The sequence below is a fragment of the Corynebacterium sp. KPL1986 genome, from assembly GCF_000477975.1.
Taxonomy (GTDB): domain Bacteria; phylum Actinomycetota; class Actinomycetes; order Mycobacteriales; family Mycobacteriaceae; genus Corynebacterium; species Corynebacterium accolens.
Map to the genome: position 1 here is coordinate 1671531 of NZ_KI515719.1, position 15101 is coordinate 1686631.

The 15101-nt window shown below is 58.1% G+C and carries 13 protein-coding genes and 1 pseudogene; 3 read left to right on the forward strand and 11 right to left on the reverse strand.

The features are described 5' to 3' along the window. Positions 1 to 183: 183 nt before the first annotated feature. From HMPREF1287_RS07620 to HMPREF1287_RS07650, 7 genes and pseudogenes are all read right to left on the reverse strand, one after another. Entirely contained in the window at positions 184 to 1203 is a 1020-nt protein-coding gene (locus tag HMPREF1287_RS07620; RefSeq protein WP_023018127.1) for an alpha/beta hydrolase family protein, read from the reverse strand. 139 nt (positions 1204 to 1342) lie between these two features. Further along, positions 1343 to 3037 carry a hypothetical protein gene (locus HMPREF1287_RS07625; protein WP_023018128.1) on the reverse strand — a complete coding sequence of 565 codons (1695 nt, stop codon included), beginning with the start codon at positions 3035 to 3037 and terminating at the stop codon, positions 1343 to 1345. A 56-nt stretch (positions 3038 to 3093) separates the two neighbouring features. Beyond that, positions 3094 to 4074, reverse strand: coding sequence for a decaprenyl-phosphate phosphoribosyltransferase (locus tag HMPREF1287_RS07630; RefSeq protein WP_005285240.1), 981 nt, complete (start codon positions 4072 to 4074; stop codon positions 3094 to 3096). Further along, a complete protein-coding gene (locus HMPREF1287_RS07635) occupies positions 4071 to 4583 on the reverse strand; it encodes a phosphatase PAP2 family protein (RefSeq protein WP_023018129.1) in 513 nt (170 codons plus the stop codon). Before HMPREF1287_RS07635 ends, HMPREF1287_RS07630 begins: the two co-directional genes overlap by 4 nt. Next, entirely contained in the window at positions 4573 to 6525 is a 1953-nt protein-coding gene (locus HMPREF1287_RS07640) for a glycosyltransferase (protein ID WP_023018130.1), read from the reverse strand. The genes HMPREF1287_RS07635 and HMPREF1287_RS07640 overlap by 11 nt, the downstream gene beginning before the upstream one ends. 141 nt (positions 6526 to 6666) lie before the next feature. After that, a pseudogene (locus tag HMPREF1287_RS12845) lies at positions 6667 to 7050 on the reverse strand (transposase); the annotation flags it as partial. A gap of 258 nt (positions 7051 to 7308) precedes the next feature. Beyond that, on the reverse strand, positions 7309 to 8097 hold the full coding sequence (locus tag HMPREF1287_RS07650; protein WP_369707524.1) for an ABC transporter permease: 789 nt from the start codon (positions 8095 to 8097) through the stop codon (positions 7309 to 7311). 8 nt (positions 8098 to 8105) lie between these two features. On the opposite strand from HMPREF1287_RS07650, the gene HMPREF1287_RS07660 reads away from it, so the two are divergent. Further along, a protein-coding gene (locus tag HMPREF1287_RS07660; protein ID WP_156905094.1) for an IS3 family transposase occupies positions 8106 to 9298 on the forward strand; the annotation gives its coding sequence in 2 pieces (ribosomal slippage) (positions 8106 to 8385 and positions 8385 to 9298; 1194 coding nt in all). A gap of 47 nt (positions 9299 to 9345) precedes the next feature. On the opposite strand, the gene HMPREF1287_RS11945 is transcribed toward HMPREF1287_RS07660, so the two are convergent. The 4 genes from HMPREF1287_RS11945 to HMPREF1287_RS07680 form a co-directional block, all read right to left on the reverse strand. Next, the gene (locus tag HMPREF1287_RS11945) at positions 9346 to 10230 is read right to left on the reverse strand and encodes an ABC transporter ATP-binding protein (protein WP_023018133.1); all 885 of its coding nucleotides are present in this window, start codon (positions 10228 to 10230) and stop codon (positions 9346 to 9348) included. A 290-nt stretch (positions 10231 to 10520) separates the two neighbouring features. Continuing rightward, positions 10521 to 10889, reverse strand: coding sequence for a hypothetical protein (locus HMPREF1287_RS07670; protein WP_023018134.1), 369 nt, complete (start codon positions 10887 to 10889; stop codon positions 10521 to 10523). Position 10890: 1 nt separating this feature from the next. Further along, entirely contained in the window at positions 10891 to 11217 is a 327-nt protein-coding gene (locus HMPREF1287_RS07675) for a PadR family transcriptional regulator (RefSeq protein ID WP_023018135.1), read from the reverse strand. Positions 11218 to 11687: 470 nt separating this feature from the next. Beyond that, positions 11688 to 12275: a three-helix bundle dimerization domain-containing protein gene (locus HMPREF1287_RS07680; RefSeq protein ID WP_023018137.1), complete on the reverse strand. Its 588-nt coding sequence runs from the start codon at positions 12273 to 12275 to the stop codon at positions 11688 to 11690. A gap of 166 nt (positions 12276 to 12441) precedes the next feature. Here HMPREF1287_RS07680 and HMPREF1287_RS07685 point away from each other — a divergent pair, with 166 nt between their 5' ends. Both HMPREF1287_RS07685 and HMPREF1287_RS07690 read left to right on the forward strand, forming a co-directional pair. After that, on the forward strand, positions 12442 to 14289 hold the full coding sequence (locus HMPREF1287_RS07685) for a chorismate-binding protein (RefSeq protein WP_023018138.1): 1848 nt from the start codon (positions 12442 to 12444) through the stop codon (positions 14287 to 14289). Further along, a complete protein-coding gene (locus HMPREF1287_RS07690) occupies positions 14286 to 15038 on the forward strand; it encodes an aminotransferase class IV (RefSeq protein ID WP_023018139.1) in 753 nt (250 codons plus the stop codon). Before HMPREF1287_RS07685 ends, HMPREF1287_RS07690 begins: the two co-directional genes overlap by 4 nt. Positions 15039 to 15101 lie beyond the last annotated feature (63 nt).

The window sequence follows — 15101 nt, forward strand, 5'->3', positions numbered from 1 at the left end:
GCGGCGTGAGCTGTCTATTGTGCGCTTAAGTTTAAGTTGAACTTGAGGCTTAAGAAAGGCTGACACGCCGGAGGCAATTTATATCACCATTTATTGCGGTTCGGACGAGGCTGAACTCAAGCCCTATTACAGACGCAAAAAGTCCCCTACCACAAGGTAGGGGACGAAAGCGTCAAAAGGCTTTTACCAAGCGTTCATAACGTTGAGAACCTGCGGCTTCGACTTCTCCAGCTGGTAGCCAAACTGCAGCCAGTTGTGCAGACCCTGTGCCGGGTAGTCCACGGTCGGGTTCAGGCCCTGCAGGCGAGCTGCACCTTCCCAGACGTGGGTGGTGATGCGGGAACCGACCTCAAGGGCAGCACCGGCTGCTTGGTGCTCTGGGAGGTAGCGCTGGCGGTCAAGGTCGCCCGGGATACCGGTTGCGGCGGAGATGTAGACATCGGTATTGCGCAGCTGCGGGATGAGCAGCAAGGGGTCATTCTGGAAGCGCTTCGGGTTAAACAGCGAGCCGTACATCGCGTTGATGTTGAACCCGCCGGCATCCAGCATGGCAAAGCGCATGAAGGTCTGCGCGCCCGGAACCGTCGTGGTCAGGTAGCCAGAGAAGGACAGCGCCTGACGGAACTGGTCATTGTGCTTTGCGGCCAAGGTCAAGGCAGAACCAGCGCCCATGGACAGGCCAGCAATGGAGTTATTATTGCGGGCCACGCCGAAGTTGCTCTCCAAGTAGGCGGGAAGCTCGCTGGTCAGGAAGGTCTCCCACTTGTAGTTGACCGGCTCGTTCGGGTCGTACTTAGCGGGTGCCTGCCAGTCAGCGTAGAAGGAGGACTCGCCGCCTACCGGCATGACCAGGGTGATGTTGTGCGGCTCGTAGGTACGTGCCGCGTTGACGTCATTGACCCACGCGTTGGTGCGGTCGGTCGCACGCAGTCCGTCCAAGAGGTACAGGCCAGCGTTGCCGCCATTCTTTGCGGGCTGGATCTGCACTGGGATATTGCGGCCCATCGCCTGTGACCACACATCGCAGCGCTGGACCCACCAGCCCACCTGGTCCCACTCGCACGTGCCAGTACTGTCCGCACGCAAGAAATCGCGGTGAGCTGCGTGCGCCTGCTGGGTGCCGCCTGCCACTACGGCAAGACCCAGCGCTACGGCGACTGCCATGATGACCGAAAGGACGCGACCCCTAATAGATGCAGTCATCTTTCTCCTTCACAAAGTATTTGGTAATTGTCACTTAGCTTTATCGCTCGGAATCTGTGAACCGTTAACATCCCGACGCGAAAGCCTAACTAGCAAGCAGTCTAATGCACTCCCGGGCCAAATGTTGCATCTTCCCCCATCAGTCCAGGTAAGACCCCGGATCGGAAGAGAAGGAAAGCGTCCGCCCGTCTGTCAGGGAAAATTTAATATTTTCCCAGAATCGGCCCCAAGTTAAGGGATCCCTGTACGTAGCAAAGAGTTCCTGAAAATCGGCATCGTTAAGCGCGGTGCGGGCCTTGCGGGCCGCGTCCTTATCAATCCAGAACGGTACGGAATCAATATCGGCCGCGGAATCCGCCACCTGCCACGGCATGCCCAGGCTCTTATCGTGGCCAATCCGCCCGCCCTCGATGCGGGGCTGGCGCGCGGCCAACGGGTTGCTCAGGCCAATCTCATCGAGCACGCGCACATCCAACGGGGCATTCATGGAGGTAAGCCCCAGGTTGAGGTAATACACCGTGGGCGGATCCGTGCGCGAGGGATCCCCCTCGGTAGCCAGCCAGGAAGGGCTGCCATCGTCTTGCAGGTAGCGGAAGGTCATGGCATCGCCATCCTCCAGCTCCTTAATCGCGTCCGTATAGCCGTGCATCATCTCGCTGCGCAGGAACTCTTCGGCGTGGCGGGGCGGTTCATCCATCCGTGTAGTGTGGGTCCAAAAGTCGCGCTCGTCCACAATGGAAATATCGCTGTCATAGACGGCTGGATCCACCGGGTGGCCGCGCAGCGCAACGATGATCGCCCACACGGCGCAAGCGACAGAAGCCACCCATACCCGCAGGTTCACCACAAAAATGGGAAGTAGGGCGGCAAAAAGCGGCAAAAGCAGCATGCGGCCGTGCATAAAATCGCCGCCCACGCGCAGGACATACAGGGTGTGCAGCACCGCGGTGCCGACAAAGAGGTAGACGGCGCTTGCGGTAGAGCGCAGCTGCGGCGGGCGCAGCTCAGCCTTCCAGAGTGCGGCTACCACCAGCACGACCAGCGGCAGCACCAACCAGTAGGGCCCAATGAAATCGCCGAGGTAGGTAAAGCCCTTTCCCCATTCGGAGCCGCTGGCGGATTTTGCCACCGCCGTATGCGGGGTCAATAGGCCGTAGTATCCCATGCGGAAAATCTGGTAGCCCAAGGGCAGTGGCAGGGCGATGGCCAGCACCTTCCACGAGCGCGTGGAAATCAACAGCACGATTCCAACGATGCCGCCGTACAGCGCCAGTTCGGGGCGGATGAGCCAGGACAGCCCGGCCCAGAAGGCTAGCCAGTACGCGGCGGAATTCCCGCGCGCGTGGCGGTGCGGGCGCGCCCACTGCAGCAGCAGCCACCACAGCATGGCCAGGTAAAACAGGCACAGGCCCCATTCCAGGCCGGAGGTAAAAAAGTCACGCGCCGGCGGCAGCGCCACATAGACCAAGGCACCGGCCGGAAGCACGATGCCGGAGTGCATGCTTGCCGATGCCCACGTGCCCACCACCATCGCCGCGACCGCAAGGAGAAGCCCGAGGTAGATGGCGATGGATTCGAGTTCCGCATTGCTCACCCATCGCACGGCTAAGATGAGGTATTGCCACAGCGTGGAGGTATTGGCCTCCACGCGCTCGCCCACATTGAATACGGGCCCGTTGCCGGCCTCTAAGTTACGGACGGTGCGCAGGACGATGAGCCCGTCATCGGAAATCCAGCGGCGGGCGAACCCGCCCCACAAAGACAAAACACCGATGACAAGAGCCGAGGCCGGAATGCTCCAGCGCGCGAGGGCCTTGTTATCGGTGTTAAACACGAGGATCGAGTGTATCAGTCCGATCGGAATTTGCTACATCGAAAATCCGCCGCTGCCTAGACCAATGGCATGACGTAGACGGCCATGGCGATACAAGCCAGCCAGGCGATGGCGAGGAATTGCAGGGTGCGGTCCCCCAACGCGATTTCTTCCGGCGCACCACCTTGACCGCGGTCCACGTCGGCGGCATAGCGCAGGATGGCGATGGTAAACGGCACCATGGAAATCTGGTACCACACGCCACCGGAGGTTGCGGCATTCGCCAGCTCAAAGCCCCACAGGGAGTAGAAGACCACCACGGCGGTGGCCGCTAGCGTCCATACAAAGCGCAGGTAGGTCGGCGTATAGCCCTGCAGGGACTTGCGGATCTTCGCACCGGTCTTTTCCACCAGCAGGATTTCGGCATAGCGCTTACCGGAGGCCATAAACAGCGAGCCAAAGGCGGCGACCAGCAAGAACCATTGCGAAAGCTCAATATCGGCGGCCACACCGCCGGCCATGGTGCGCAGCATGAATCCGGAAGAGACCAGTGCGATATCGATGACCGGAATATGCTTCCAGCCAAAGCAATAGCCCAGCTGCAGGGCGATGTAGACCGCCATGACGATGGCCAGCTCTAGCCCCGCGGTGGCCAAGAAGGACAGCCCGATGGACAGGCCAACGAGCACCACGGCCATGACATAGGCCACCTTGATGGGCAGCACGCCCGAGGCGATCGGGCGGAAGCGCTTAGTCGGGTGCTCCTGGTCCTCGCGCCAATCCTTGGCGTCATTGATTAGGTAGATGGAAGAGGCGCCGAGGCAGAAGACGATGAAGGCTAGGAGGACATCGACAAGCACGCGCCCGTGAAAGAGCGACTCCGCACCGGCCGCGGCGGGCGCGGCCAGCACGAGGATGTTTTTTACCCATTGCTTCGGGCGCAGGGCCTTGACCATGCCATCGGCCAAATTCTTCGGCGGCTTGCGCTTGCGGCCGGTATCGACGCCGGACGTATGCGGCTCCGAATAGAGAAAGTGCTGATTTTCAGCCTCACTCATGCGTCTTTCTCCTTCGTCATTGCCCGCGCGGTGGCAGCGCCAATGGCTGCGCCCGCGACGGTATCGGTTGGATAATGCACCCCGAGCACCATACGCGATGCCATCATCACCGGCACTCCCACGAGCGGGGCCTTGGACCCCGTCAGGTGGGAAAGGCCCACCAAGAAGGCGGTGGTGGAGGTGGCATGCGAGGACGGGAAGGACAGGCGCGAGGGGGTTTTCACCCCAACGCGCACGTAGGAATAGTCGGGCCGCTTGCGCCGCACGATGCGCTTGAGCACCACGCTTGCCGCATGCGCGGTAAACGCTGCGGCACCGATCCGAACCCAACCTTCCCGGCGTTTTTTGTCCAGGCTGGCCCCGAGGGCCGCGCTGCCCATCCAGCCCAGGGCGTGCTCACCCAGGTGGCTTAAACCGCGGGCGGTGGGCACTACGCCCGGCACGTCAAAGGCGGCGTTCTGGATGGATTCCAGGACGCGGGATTCTGCGATGGAAAGCTTATTGGGCATCAAAAACCTTCTTCCAGGAGGACCGCGCAGTCAATTCCGGCAACGCGGCGCGGTAGTGCGCCCGCAGGTCATCGAAGTTTTCTTCAATTTCCTTTAGTAGGCCGCGGGTTTCGGCGATAAGCTCCTTGGCCAAATCGCGGTCGCGCTTGCGGAAGGCTACGCCCGTGCCGCCGGCCGTGGACACGGTGGCGGAATCCAGGCGGGACAGAGTGAACCAGCGCGCCTCTTCTGGGGTGAGGTTCAGCTGCGGTGCCGCGTGGTGCGCCGGATCCTCCTTGCTCAGCAGGTGCTTAAGGCCCTTGGCCGCCCACGGCAGCTTTTTGACCTTGCCCAGGCGGCCGCCCACATTGCGGGTGGGAACGCCCGGCGCGCCGGTCGGCGCTGGCAGCTGATCCGCGGATTCGATGATGACCGCATCCGAGTAGTTCTTGCGGATCTCCGCGATGCGCGGCAACGAGGTATCCAAGATATCGAAGAGGCGGTCTGGCCCCGCAAGGAAGTCCTTCATGGCCTCAATTTGGATGGCCATGGTGGAGTATTCCATGCACATAGTGTGCTTGAGCGTGGATTTAAAGATAGACCTAGTAATGCCAGATACTGCGCCATCGTGGTACAGCGAGGCCACGATCAGGCGGTTGCGCAGGTGGAAATAGGCCTGCCAGTCAATGGCATCGTCCTTATCCGCCCAGGCCATGTGCCAGATGGCCGCGCCTGGCCAAGTCACGGTTGGGAACCCATTGCGGGCGGCGCGCAGGGAGTACTCGGTATCGTCCCACTTGATAAAGAGCGGCAGTGGCTGGCCGTTGGTCTCTGCCACCACGCGCGGGAAGAGGCACATCCACCAGCCGTTATATTCCACGTCCACGCGGCGGTGTAGGTCGCGGGAATCGTACTTCTTTGGATCCAAGCGAGTTTCTGGCGTGCCAATGGCGCGCAGCGGGTACTTGGCAAAGTCGTGGTCATACACGGCGTGCGGGACGGCGCCCCACATGAAATCGGAGCGATTGACCTGCTCACCGGTGGTGCGCAGCTGGGAGCGCTCCTGCAGGTTGAGCATCTGCCCGCCGACGATGATCGGCTTTTCCGCATAGCGCGCGGCCTGCACCGCGCGCAGCACGGAGTCCGGTTCGATGGCAATGTCATCGTCCATGTACAAGATGAAGGGCGAATCGGTGTTTTCCAGCGCCTCGTACATGATGCGGGAATAACCGCCGGAACCGCCGAGGTTGCCCTGGTGGAATTCGCGGAAGCGATCGCCAAAGTGCGCTACCGCCTCGTCGTATCCGGGCTCATCGGCCGGGTGCTGGTTGCCCTGGTCCGGCATGAGGACGAAGTCAATGATCTCATCCACCACGGGGTCTTCTGCCAGCGCCTGCAGGGCGGCGACGGCGTCCGTGGGGCGGTTGAAGGTGGGGATGCCGACGGCGACGCGCTTTTCGGAAGGAGCAAGCTCGGTGCCATCGGGAAGCGTCTGCGCTGCCGGGGCCTGCGGGGAGCACCAGGCTGCATCCGACAACGTGGTTTCCTTTTCCGCGGTGATATCGAACCACAGCCAGCCGCCATCCTCGAAGTTCTTCAGTGGCAGCTCAAACTCGTGGTGGCCGGTGCCCACGAGGTGGTTGCCCACGGAAATGCGTTGGCCATCGTGCTTGGAACGGTACAACGAGATATTGGCCTGGCCCTCAATTTCAAGGCGCAGAATGACCGAGTCGAGCTGGGACCACCGGCGCCAGTAGGAGGCCGGAAAGGCGTTGAAGTAGGTCTCAAAAGAGGCTTCTTCGCCGGCCGGAATGGTCACCGAGGTGCGGTCGGTCCAGCTGAGGCGCTCGCGGTTTTGTTCCGCCTCAATGAGGTAGAGCATGCGGACGTCAAAGGGTTCGCCGCGCTTGGGCAGCAAAATTCGCTGCAGGGGCTCAAAAGCCGAGGTGTTATTGGCAGTCACGATTGCTTCGATTCTCCAAACTATTTAAACAGTAGTCAGCGATTTAGCGTAGTTGTTTTATGAGGATTACTCGGGTTTACACGCGGATGTGTCTTCGGGTTAAGTAGCAAAAGGGACCTGACCCCTGTTTGGTAGACACCTGATATCCAGCCCGATGGTGGACACACGGTGATGCTGGATGTCACGCACCGTCATACCGCCGGCGTACAACGAGATGATCATGTCATCGAGTTCGGTCAACCGGCGTGCGCCTTCGGCACCATCCGCGCAACAAACCTACCCACGCGGTCTCTGGGCATAACTACCTCAAACCGGCCGTAGCCAGAGTCAACGGTTTAGGTATAGGCCCCATTTCGGAAGTTATTGCCTTGGCCGCGGTCAACCTGGGCTTTCGCCGTACGGTCGGAATGCTCGTAGCCCAAATGGGCATCCATTTCAGCCTGCGGCTCGGCGTTAACCGAGGCCTGCAACATGGCCGCGCACAAGCTCGCTGTCATCGTCAGTCGAGGTCGACAACTCACCGATGAGACTGGCAAGCTAAGGGTTTTCCATCAGCTTCTCGCTGATCTCGTTGACCCTAGACGGGTCATAATTCTTCTTCGGGGATACCGTAGTCATTATCGGTGAAGCTCCTTTCAAATCAGAGCCCCACACACAAAATCTCCGACATTCTCGGACCACACGGTCCTTGGCATCCTAGTCAAATTTTCTTGGCATATTCCAGATTTTCCCATCTACTCAAACGGAACAAAACCTGGGACAGTTCACGTGGGAAAACAACGTTTATACCCGTTTATGCCGCCAGGGGAGGAAAACCACAGCACCAAGAAGCAAGACGACAGTGACACCCACTAAATACGCTATGGATCCCCAGGGGATTCCATCGCCGCCAAAGAGGCCGTATCTAATGGCTTCACTTATGTGGACAGCCGGGTTGGCTTCTCCCACTATCTGAAGCCACGAAGGCAACAAGTCTTCAGGAACGGCAACCGGGCCGAGACTTAGCAGCGTAATGGCCAATAACAATGAGATGGAAGATGCCTGCTCAAGGCTGGAACATAATGCTCCAATTATCATTCCGGCAGAAAGGAAAGTACAACCAGCAAAAACTAGGGAAGGAATGATAGTGAAAGAAGGAGATAAAGAAAGCCCGAGAATCTTAACTACCGCAACTGGGGTTATGAGCAGTGAAGGAGTAGCTAAGAGGCTAAAGGCGATAAAGCTCCCCACAACAAACTGGAGGCGCTTCGCCCCAGTAGCCGCTAGTTGATCTAGGGCTCCATTCGCCTTCATAAAGGAAATATTGGTGGCAATTTTCCCCTGCAGCTCGAATAGTAAAGAAAACGATAGACCACCAATAACAGCGTACTCAACGGCGGCCCCGCCTGAATTTTGTGCGTACACACCAAGTCCTAAGGACATTAGAACAGGAACGACAATTCCAGTAAGCAGCATGGACGGCCAAGACCATCGCCAATTGGTCAGCTGTATGCGCGTAAATGTAAGAGGGACCTGACCCCCATGTGGTGGACACCTGATATCCAGCCCAGTCGAGCTGGCAAGATTGGTAATCTACCACCATGTCCAGGTACTCCGAACAGTTCAAACGCGATGCCGTGGCCCTCTATGAGAACAATGAGGACCTCTCGCTGAACTCAGCATCAGCCGAGCTCGGAATCAATCGAGCCTCGCTGCATTCTTGGGTCAAAAAGTACGGCACCGGCAAACGTGCTCGCACAAAGGCCATGCACGATAAAGCCCAAGCGGCGAATGATTCCGAGCGAATCCGCCAGCTAGAAAAAGAGAACGCAAAATTGCGCGAAGAGCGCGATATTCTGCGCAAGGCCGCCAAATATTTTGCCGAAGAGACACGCTGGTGATCCGCTTCCAGTTTGTCTATGACCACCGAACCGAGTACTCGGTCAAGCGGATGTGCCATGTGTTAAAGCTCAATCGCTCCTCGTTCTACAAATGGGTCAATACCCGCGAAAATCGCAGGTTAAAGATGTGCTCTGATGCTCTTATTGGTGCAAGAATCAAGACCATCTTCGATGATGAGCACGGGCTTTATGGTGCCAAACGCATCGCCGCAAGCCTCAACGACGATACGGACCTCGGCCCGACCAATCATAAGAAGGTCGCACGCATCATGAAATCGATGGGGATCAAAGGCTTTACCAAACGACGTCGATGCATCACCACCAAGCGCAAGCCTGGCCACCGTGTCATGCCAGATTTAGTAGGCCGCAATTTCACCGCTGACAGGCCGAACCACGTCTATGTAGGCGACATCACCTACCTGCCGTGCAAGGGAGGCAAAAACATGTATTTGGCTACAGTCATTGACACCTATTCACGGAAACTTGCAGGTTATGCACTCGCAGACCACATGCGTGTCTCACTGGTCATCGATGCCCTAGCCCACGCACACGGTGTGCGTGGCAGTCTTGACGGGGCTATTTTCCATTCCGATCACGGCAGCGTGTACACCTCACAAGCGTTTAGAAACTACTGCTCGTCGCTGGGTGTACGCCAATCCATGGGCGCGGTGGGAACGAGTGCCGATAATGCCCTGGCAGAGTCATTTAACGCCACCTTAAAACGTGAAGTGCTGCGTGATCGGAAAGTCTTTGATAATCCCATTATCTGCCGTCAGGAAGTCTTCCGGTGGTGCATGCGCTACAACACCCGCAGGCGCCACTCCTGGTGCAATCTTGTGGCTCCTGATGTCTTTGAAGCCGAGACTTCAGCTATACTAGCTAAAGTCGCATAGTTAACCCCCGATGTGTCCACTTTCCGGGGGTCGGGCCCGAGTGTTACTCATGCTTTATTCGATTTGGATGCGATTAGGTTGACAAAAACATCCTCGAGATTGGGTGAACTGATAGTAATATCGTCGGCTCCTTCGTGACATAGTTTCGAGACAATTCTCGGAACTTGGTCGACATCTACTATCTGCTCCCAAGGTTTTGAACTTTTATCACTATTGGATGCAGTGCGGTACGCAATGGTTCGTCTATTTTGAACGTTTTGCATGACTTGGTTAACCGTGCCGTTAGCAATGAGCCGTCCTTTATCCATAATTCCGAGATGGGTTAAGCAGGATTCAACTTCGGAGACTGCATAAGTGATTACTAATACGGTAACTCCCTTATGAGAGAGGGCCTCAATTTCGTCCCATACTAGACGGCGATTTAGCGCATCCAGCTCATTCGTGGGCTCATCCAGAATGACGAAAGGGCGGTTTGAGGAGATAGCGATCGCAAGTTGGACAAGTTTACTTTGTCCACCAGATAGCGATCTCACCTCTTGATTGTGGAATCGAAGAATGCCTAGCTTCTCTAGGAGACATTTCTGCTGCTTGTTCGATGACTTCGTCCTGTACAGCCGACCAAAGAAATCCATTGATTCCTTTACAGTCATAGTGTTTAGGGCTAGGGGAGATTGCGACAAATATGCGACATTTGACCTCTGCCAGTCAGAGGTCGCGGACGCATCTCTGCCTTCATTTATCCAGATATGGCCGGAAGTAGGGCGTAGTAGGCCGGTGAGGATTCGAGCTAAACTACTTTTCCCTGAACCGTTGCGCCCAATTAAACCGTAGACACTACCCTTGTCGATGCTTAGCGAAACGTTGTCGACTGCGGGCTTTTCTTGATTGGGGTAGGCCTTACAAAGACGCTCTAGTCGTACAAGTTCTGACATGACCTAACGTCCTTTAGTTGACAACGAAACTGCCTAGACTTTTCGGCGGACGATGTTAAAGCAGTTGAAGTGTGCAATATCATCATCCGCGATTGATTGCGATAGTAGCATTCTCAATTCGGGCCTGACCCCCGGAAAGTGGACACGTCGGGGGTCAGGCCCCTCCTTATGCAGGTTAGGTTCCCACACACAAACCATCAGACACTCTCTGGTGTGACACACCCGCCGTGCCGCAGGCGGGAATTGCAGAAAGGGTCCGACTTCTCTAAAGGCTGGATCCGACGGCGGATTTAGACTTTAGAGAATCTTTTCACGTCAATAGCTATACCAATCGGCATGCAAATAAGTGGAATAAATTTAACTAACGATACTGCGCTGGAAGCCTCATCGCCTTTAAACAAGACATGCAAGGTAACGAAGCCTATAACTGCAAGGGCAATTCCAATAGCCGTAAAAAGGTAGAACTGCTTTTTGGGACGATTTGGGTAGAGCGCTTCTGCATATTCATTAGGGGCTCCAAACTCGTTCCTCAAGTTAACCCCAGCACCGTCACCTTCCATGACTCTTAGAATTTCTTGATTAATATCCGATTCGGAGACTGACCTTAACCTAAGCTCCCGAGCCAGGCTTTTCAGGTATTCGTCATTGAGAGTGCTCATGCTATTTCCCTTCCATCACATTGCGGATACCGCTTAGTAAGTACTCCACGTCCTGGACGCCCTCCTTGAGAGCATCTCGACCGGCGTCTGTAATCTGAATCATTTTCCGAGGAGGATCATCATGTAATTCCGCCCATCTCGAAGCAATGAGCCCTTCTTCCTCCAACCGAGTTAAAAGCGGATACACCGTACCGCTTTTAAAATCTCCAAGATTGAAACTTACGAGCATCTTTCTGATCTCATAACCGTATGACTCTCCCTTTGAAAGAATCGCCAGAATCGACAAGGGCAATACCGAAGATGCAATTTTACGAGTCCATTGCTTCACGAAACCTCCAACAAATATTTCAACCCAAGATAGGTCGATAACCTACATAGGTAGCAATGCTACCTATGGTAAGAGTTGCCCCTCTAAAATGTGCGGACTTAAGTCAATTGATTTTCTTTACACCATTCTCAAAGAGAATATGGGTAATGGCACTAGCCCTGTCCTTAACCACAGGGGTCGCATTCAGCCGCTTACCAGCAACACCACGGAAACCAATGACGCCTGAATAGGCCAACTCTTCTATAAAAACGACACCACACGAAAGGACGCAACCGCTATTTGCGGGCAACCCCAATATTCTTAAAAGTGTCCGGATCCCCTCCTGCTACTTAACCCCTGTCTTCGACGCCGCGGGCTTCCGCTCGCGCCGCCCGCTCTATCTGGCCTACCACCGGAATGGAAGTACACTGCATGCATGATGAAAGGGCTGAGGTTTCCCTCAGCCCTTTTTGCTTTCGCCCTGCCTTAGGCTAGACGCGCACGGATTCAGTTACCGGGTCGATGCCCAGCTTGTTCAGCATGTAGTAGACGCGGGCCTCGAGGTCATCGGCAAGCTCGCGGGCTTGCTCAACGGTCTCAGCCGGGGCGATGTCCCAGATCTTGATGTCCTTGCCGGCCTCATCGCGCTCGACCTCGCGGCCCAGGTACACGATGTAGTCCGGCATGGCCACGGTCCGCACCTCTTCGAGGTACTTCTTGGGAGCCTGACCCATCCCGCGCTCGCTCATGACGTGGGCCAGGTGGTCATTGCCGTCATTTTCCGGGTGCGCGGCGGCGGTATCGACGTAGAGCGCCGCACCGGCGTGCTTCTTGGTGAGGTCCGCTGCAGCCTTGGCCAGGGCGTGGTTATTGCCCGCGGCGAAGCGAACGTGGATGCGGTGGGCACCGAAGAACTCGCGCACCTCGCGCTCTACCAGCACGGGGATGAATTCCGCGAGCTCGGCGTTGGCGGTGTGCTTGGCGATGACCTCGTCCAACTTCGCATCGATTTCAGCACGGGTATATCCGTGACCGTACTTGGTGTGTAGGTCTTGGCGGAGGGTTTCAAACTGGTTCATCGTTATCCCCTTTCCTGGATTCTTTCCCCGTTTGCTTTTTGTTAACTTAAAGTTAACTTTACAGCGCGGTGTGACCTTCGTCAATTGGTTGGCCATAACCCAGTAGTTAACCCTCGCGTGGAGCAAGTTACGCGTGGGGCGCGCTGGGCTATAGACTCTGCCTTTGATGATCCTGCTCATTGATAATTACGACTCGTACACGTTTAACCTCGCGCACCTCATCGCAGAGGTCTCCGGAACCGAGCCGCTCGTCGTTCCCGCGGGCGAGGCCGCCGGCATCCCAGAGCACGTGCGCGCCGGTGAATTCAGCCACGTGGTTATCTCCCCTGGCCCAGGCACCCCGGAGGAAGAAAACGACTTTGGTATGTCCCGACGCGTTATCGAGGCGGCCGCCGCAGCGCGAATTCCCCTGCTCGGCGTCTGCCTTGGCCACCAGGGATTGGCGATGCTCGCCGGTGCCCGCATACGCCGCGCGCCCGAACCGCGCCACGGCTTCGTATCCACCATCAGCCACTCCGGCGAGGGAATTTTCGCCACCATCCCGCAGGATTTTCAGGCGGTGCGCTACCACTCGCTGCACATTGAGCCCGCCCCCGGCATCACCGTGCACGCCCGCAGCGAGGACGGCACCGTCCAGGCCCTCAAGGTCGATGGCCTGCCGCATTGGGGCGTGCAATTCCACCCCGAATCGGTACTCACCCAGCACGGCGCGGCCCTCCTGCGCAATTTCCTCGGCGGTTTTCGCCTCCTCCACCGCGAGGTCCCCGGCGCGGTTGACTGCCCACGGGTCTTCGCGGCGCTGCAGGCAGACGGCACCGATGCCTTCTTCCTCGACTCCGCCGACGCGCGCGGGCGCTATAGCATTCTTGGCGATGCCACCGGTCCCCTCAGCCGCACCTTTCGCTACCGGCTTGGCGACGCCCCCGATATCCTCACCACCCTCGATCGCGAGCTATCCACGCAGGTCATCGACGCGCCGGATTTGCCATTTACCGGCGGGGTAATCGGTTACTTGGGCTACGAATGCGCGCAGCTTACCCTGCCCATCCAGCTGCGCCACCGCTCACCTTATCCCGATGCCTACTTCATCCGGCCGCAGTCCTTCCTTATCTACGACCACCACCGGCAGGTGGCGCACCTGTGTTGCCTCGACGGCGACGGCGCGCAGGGCCTGCTCGACCGGCTGGAGGAAGCCCTGGAAGGCGGGCAGGTGGGAAGCGAGGGGGCATCGGCAAGCGCGGGTGCCTGGCGCACCACCGACTACCTGGACCGCATCCAGCGCGCCCAAGAGCTCTTGCACGCCGGGGAAAGCTACGAGGTCTGCCTGACCGATACCTATACCGCGCAGGCCACCGGCGATATTTATGCTGCGCTGCGCCGGCACAACCCGGCACCGTACGCGGCACATCTGGTCTTCGATGGCGTGGAAATCTGCAGCGCCTCGCCCGAGCGTTTCCTCAGCGTGCGCGATAACCGCGTCGAGGCCAAGCCCATCAAGGGCACCATTCCAGCCCACCAGGACCCCGCCCTGCTTCGCGATGACCCCAAGACCCGCGCCGAAAACCTCATGATCGTAGACCTATTGCGCAACGACTTATCCCGCGTGTGCGAGCCCGGCACCGTGCGCGTTCCAGGGCTGATGAATGTGGAAAGCTATGCCACCGTGCACCAGCTGGTCTCCACGATTACCGGCCGGCTGCGCCCCGGTGCCACCGCGCTCGATGCCATCCGTGCCGCCTTCCCGCCCGGTTCCATGACCGGCGCGCCGAAGCTGCGCACCTGCGAGATTATCGATGCCCTCGAGCGTGGCCCCCGCGGCGTCTATTCCGGCATCGTGGGCTACCTCGGCTATTCCGGCGAGGCGGATTTCAGCGTGGTCATCCGCACCGCGGTGCGCGCGGCTAACGAGGTCACCGTCGGTGCCGGCGGCGCCATCGTCCTCGATTCCGATCCCGCAGCCGAGCTGGCCGAAAGAAACCTCAAGGCCCAATCGGTACTCGGGGCGTGGTCATGAGCTCCTATATCTGGCGCGACGGCGCCTTTATCCCCTGCACCCCACCAACCGCTTCCTGCACCGTGGCCGATTCCTGGCGCCATTCGCAAGGCCGCACGCACGGCCTCCAGCTCCACCTGAAGCGCTTCGAATCCGTGGCTGGAGCCTTGCCCGCCGGCTTCGTCCCCGCCATGCTGGAGCTGCTTTCAGGCGGCGAGCTCTTCCCCCGCATCGCCCTCATAGCCGACGAGCTTTACCTCGATATCCGGCCTGCCCCGGCTCCGCGCGCCCACACGCGCCTTACTTATACACAGGCCCCCGATCCCCGAGTGCGGCCTCTAGTCAAAGGCCCGGACCTGCCCGCCCTGGCCGCCTACCGCGAGCAGTATCAGGTAAGCGGCACCGATGACACCGCGATTATCGATGCCCACGGCGCTATCGCAGAAATCACCACCGGCGCGCTCATCGCCTGGGACGGCGACACCCTCCTGCTTCCTACCGGCGTGCGCCTGCCCAGCGTGACCCTGCGCCAGGTCCTGCACCGCTGCAATGACGCAGGACTTTCCACCGTTCAGCGCCCGTTGACCCCGGCACTCGCTGCGGAATGCCCTCTATGGTTTATCAACTCACTGCACGGCATCAGCCCTGTCAGCTCTATGCACACACCACACGGCACCATCACTCCGCCACCGCACCCAGAGGCCGCCAGCTGGCAAAACTGGTGGTGGCAGGGTTTTAGCACCGAAACTATGGGTGAACACTACACATAACACTCAACACAACACTCAACATGTGCAGTGTTGTGTTGAGTGTTGGGTGTTGTGTTGAGTGTT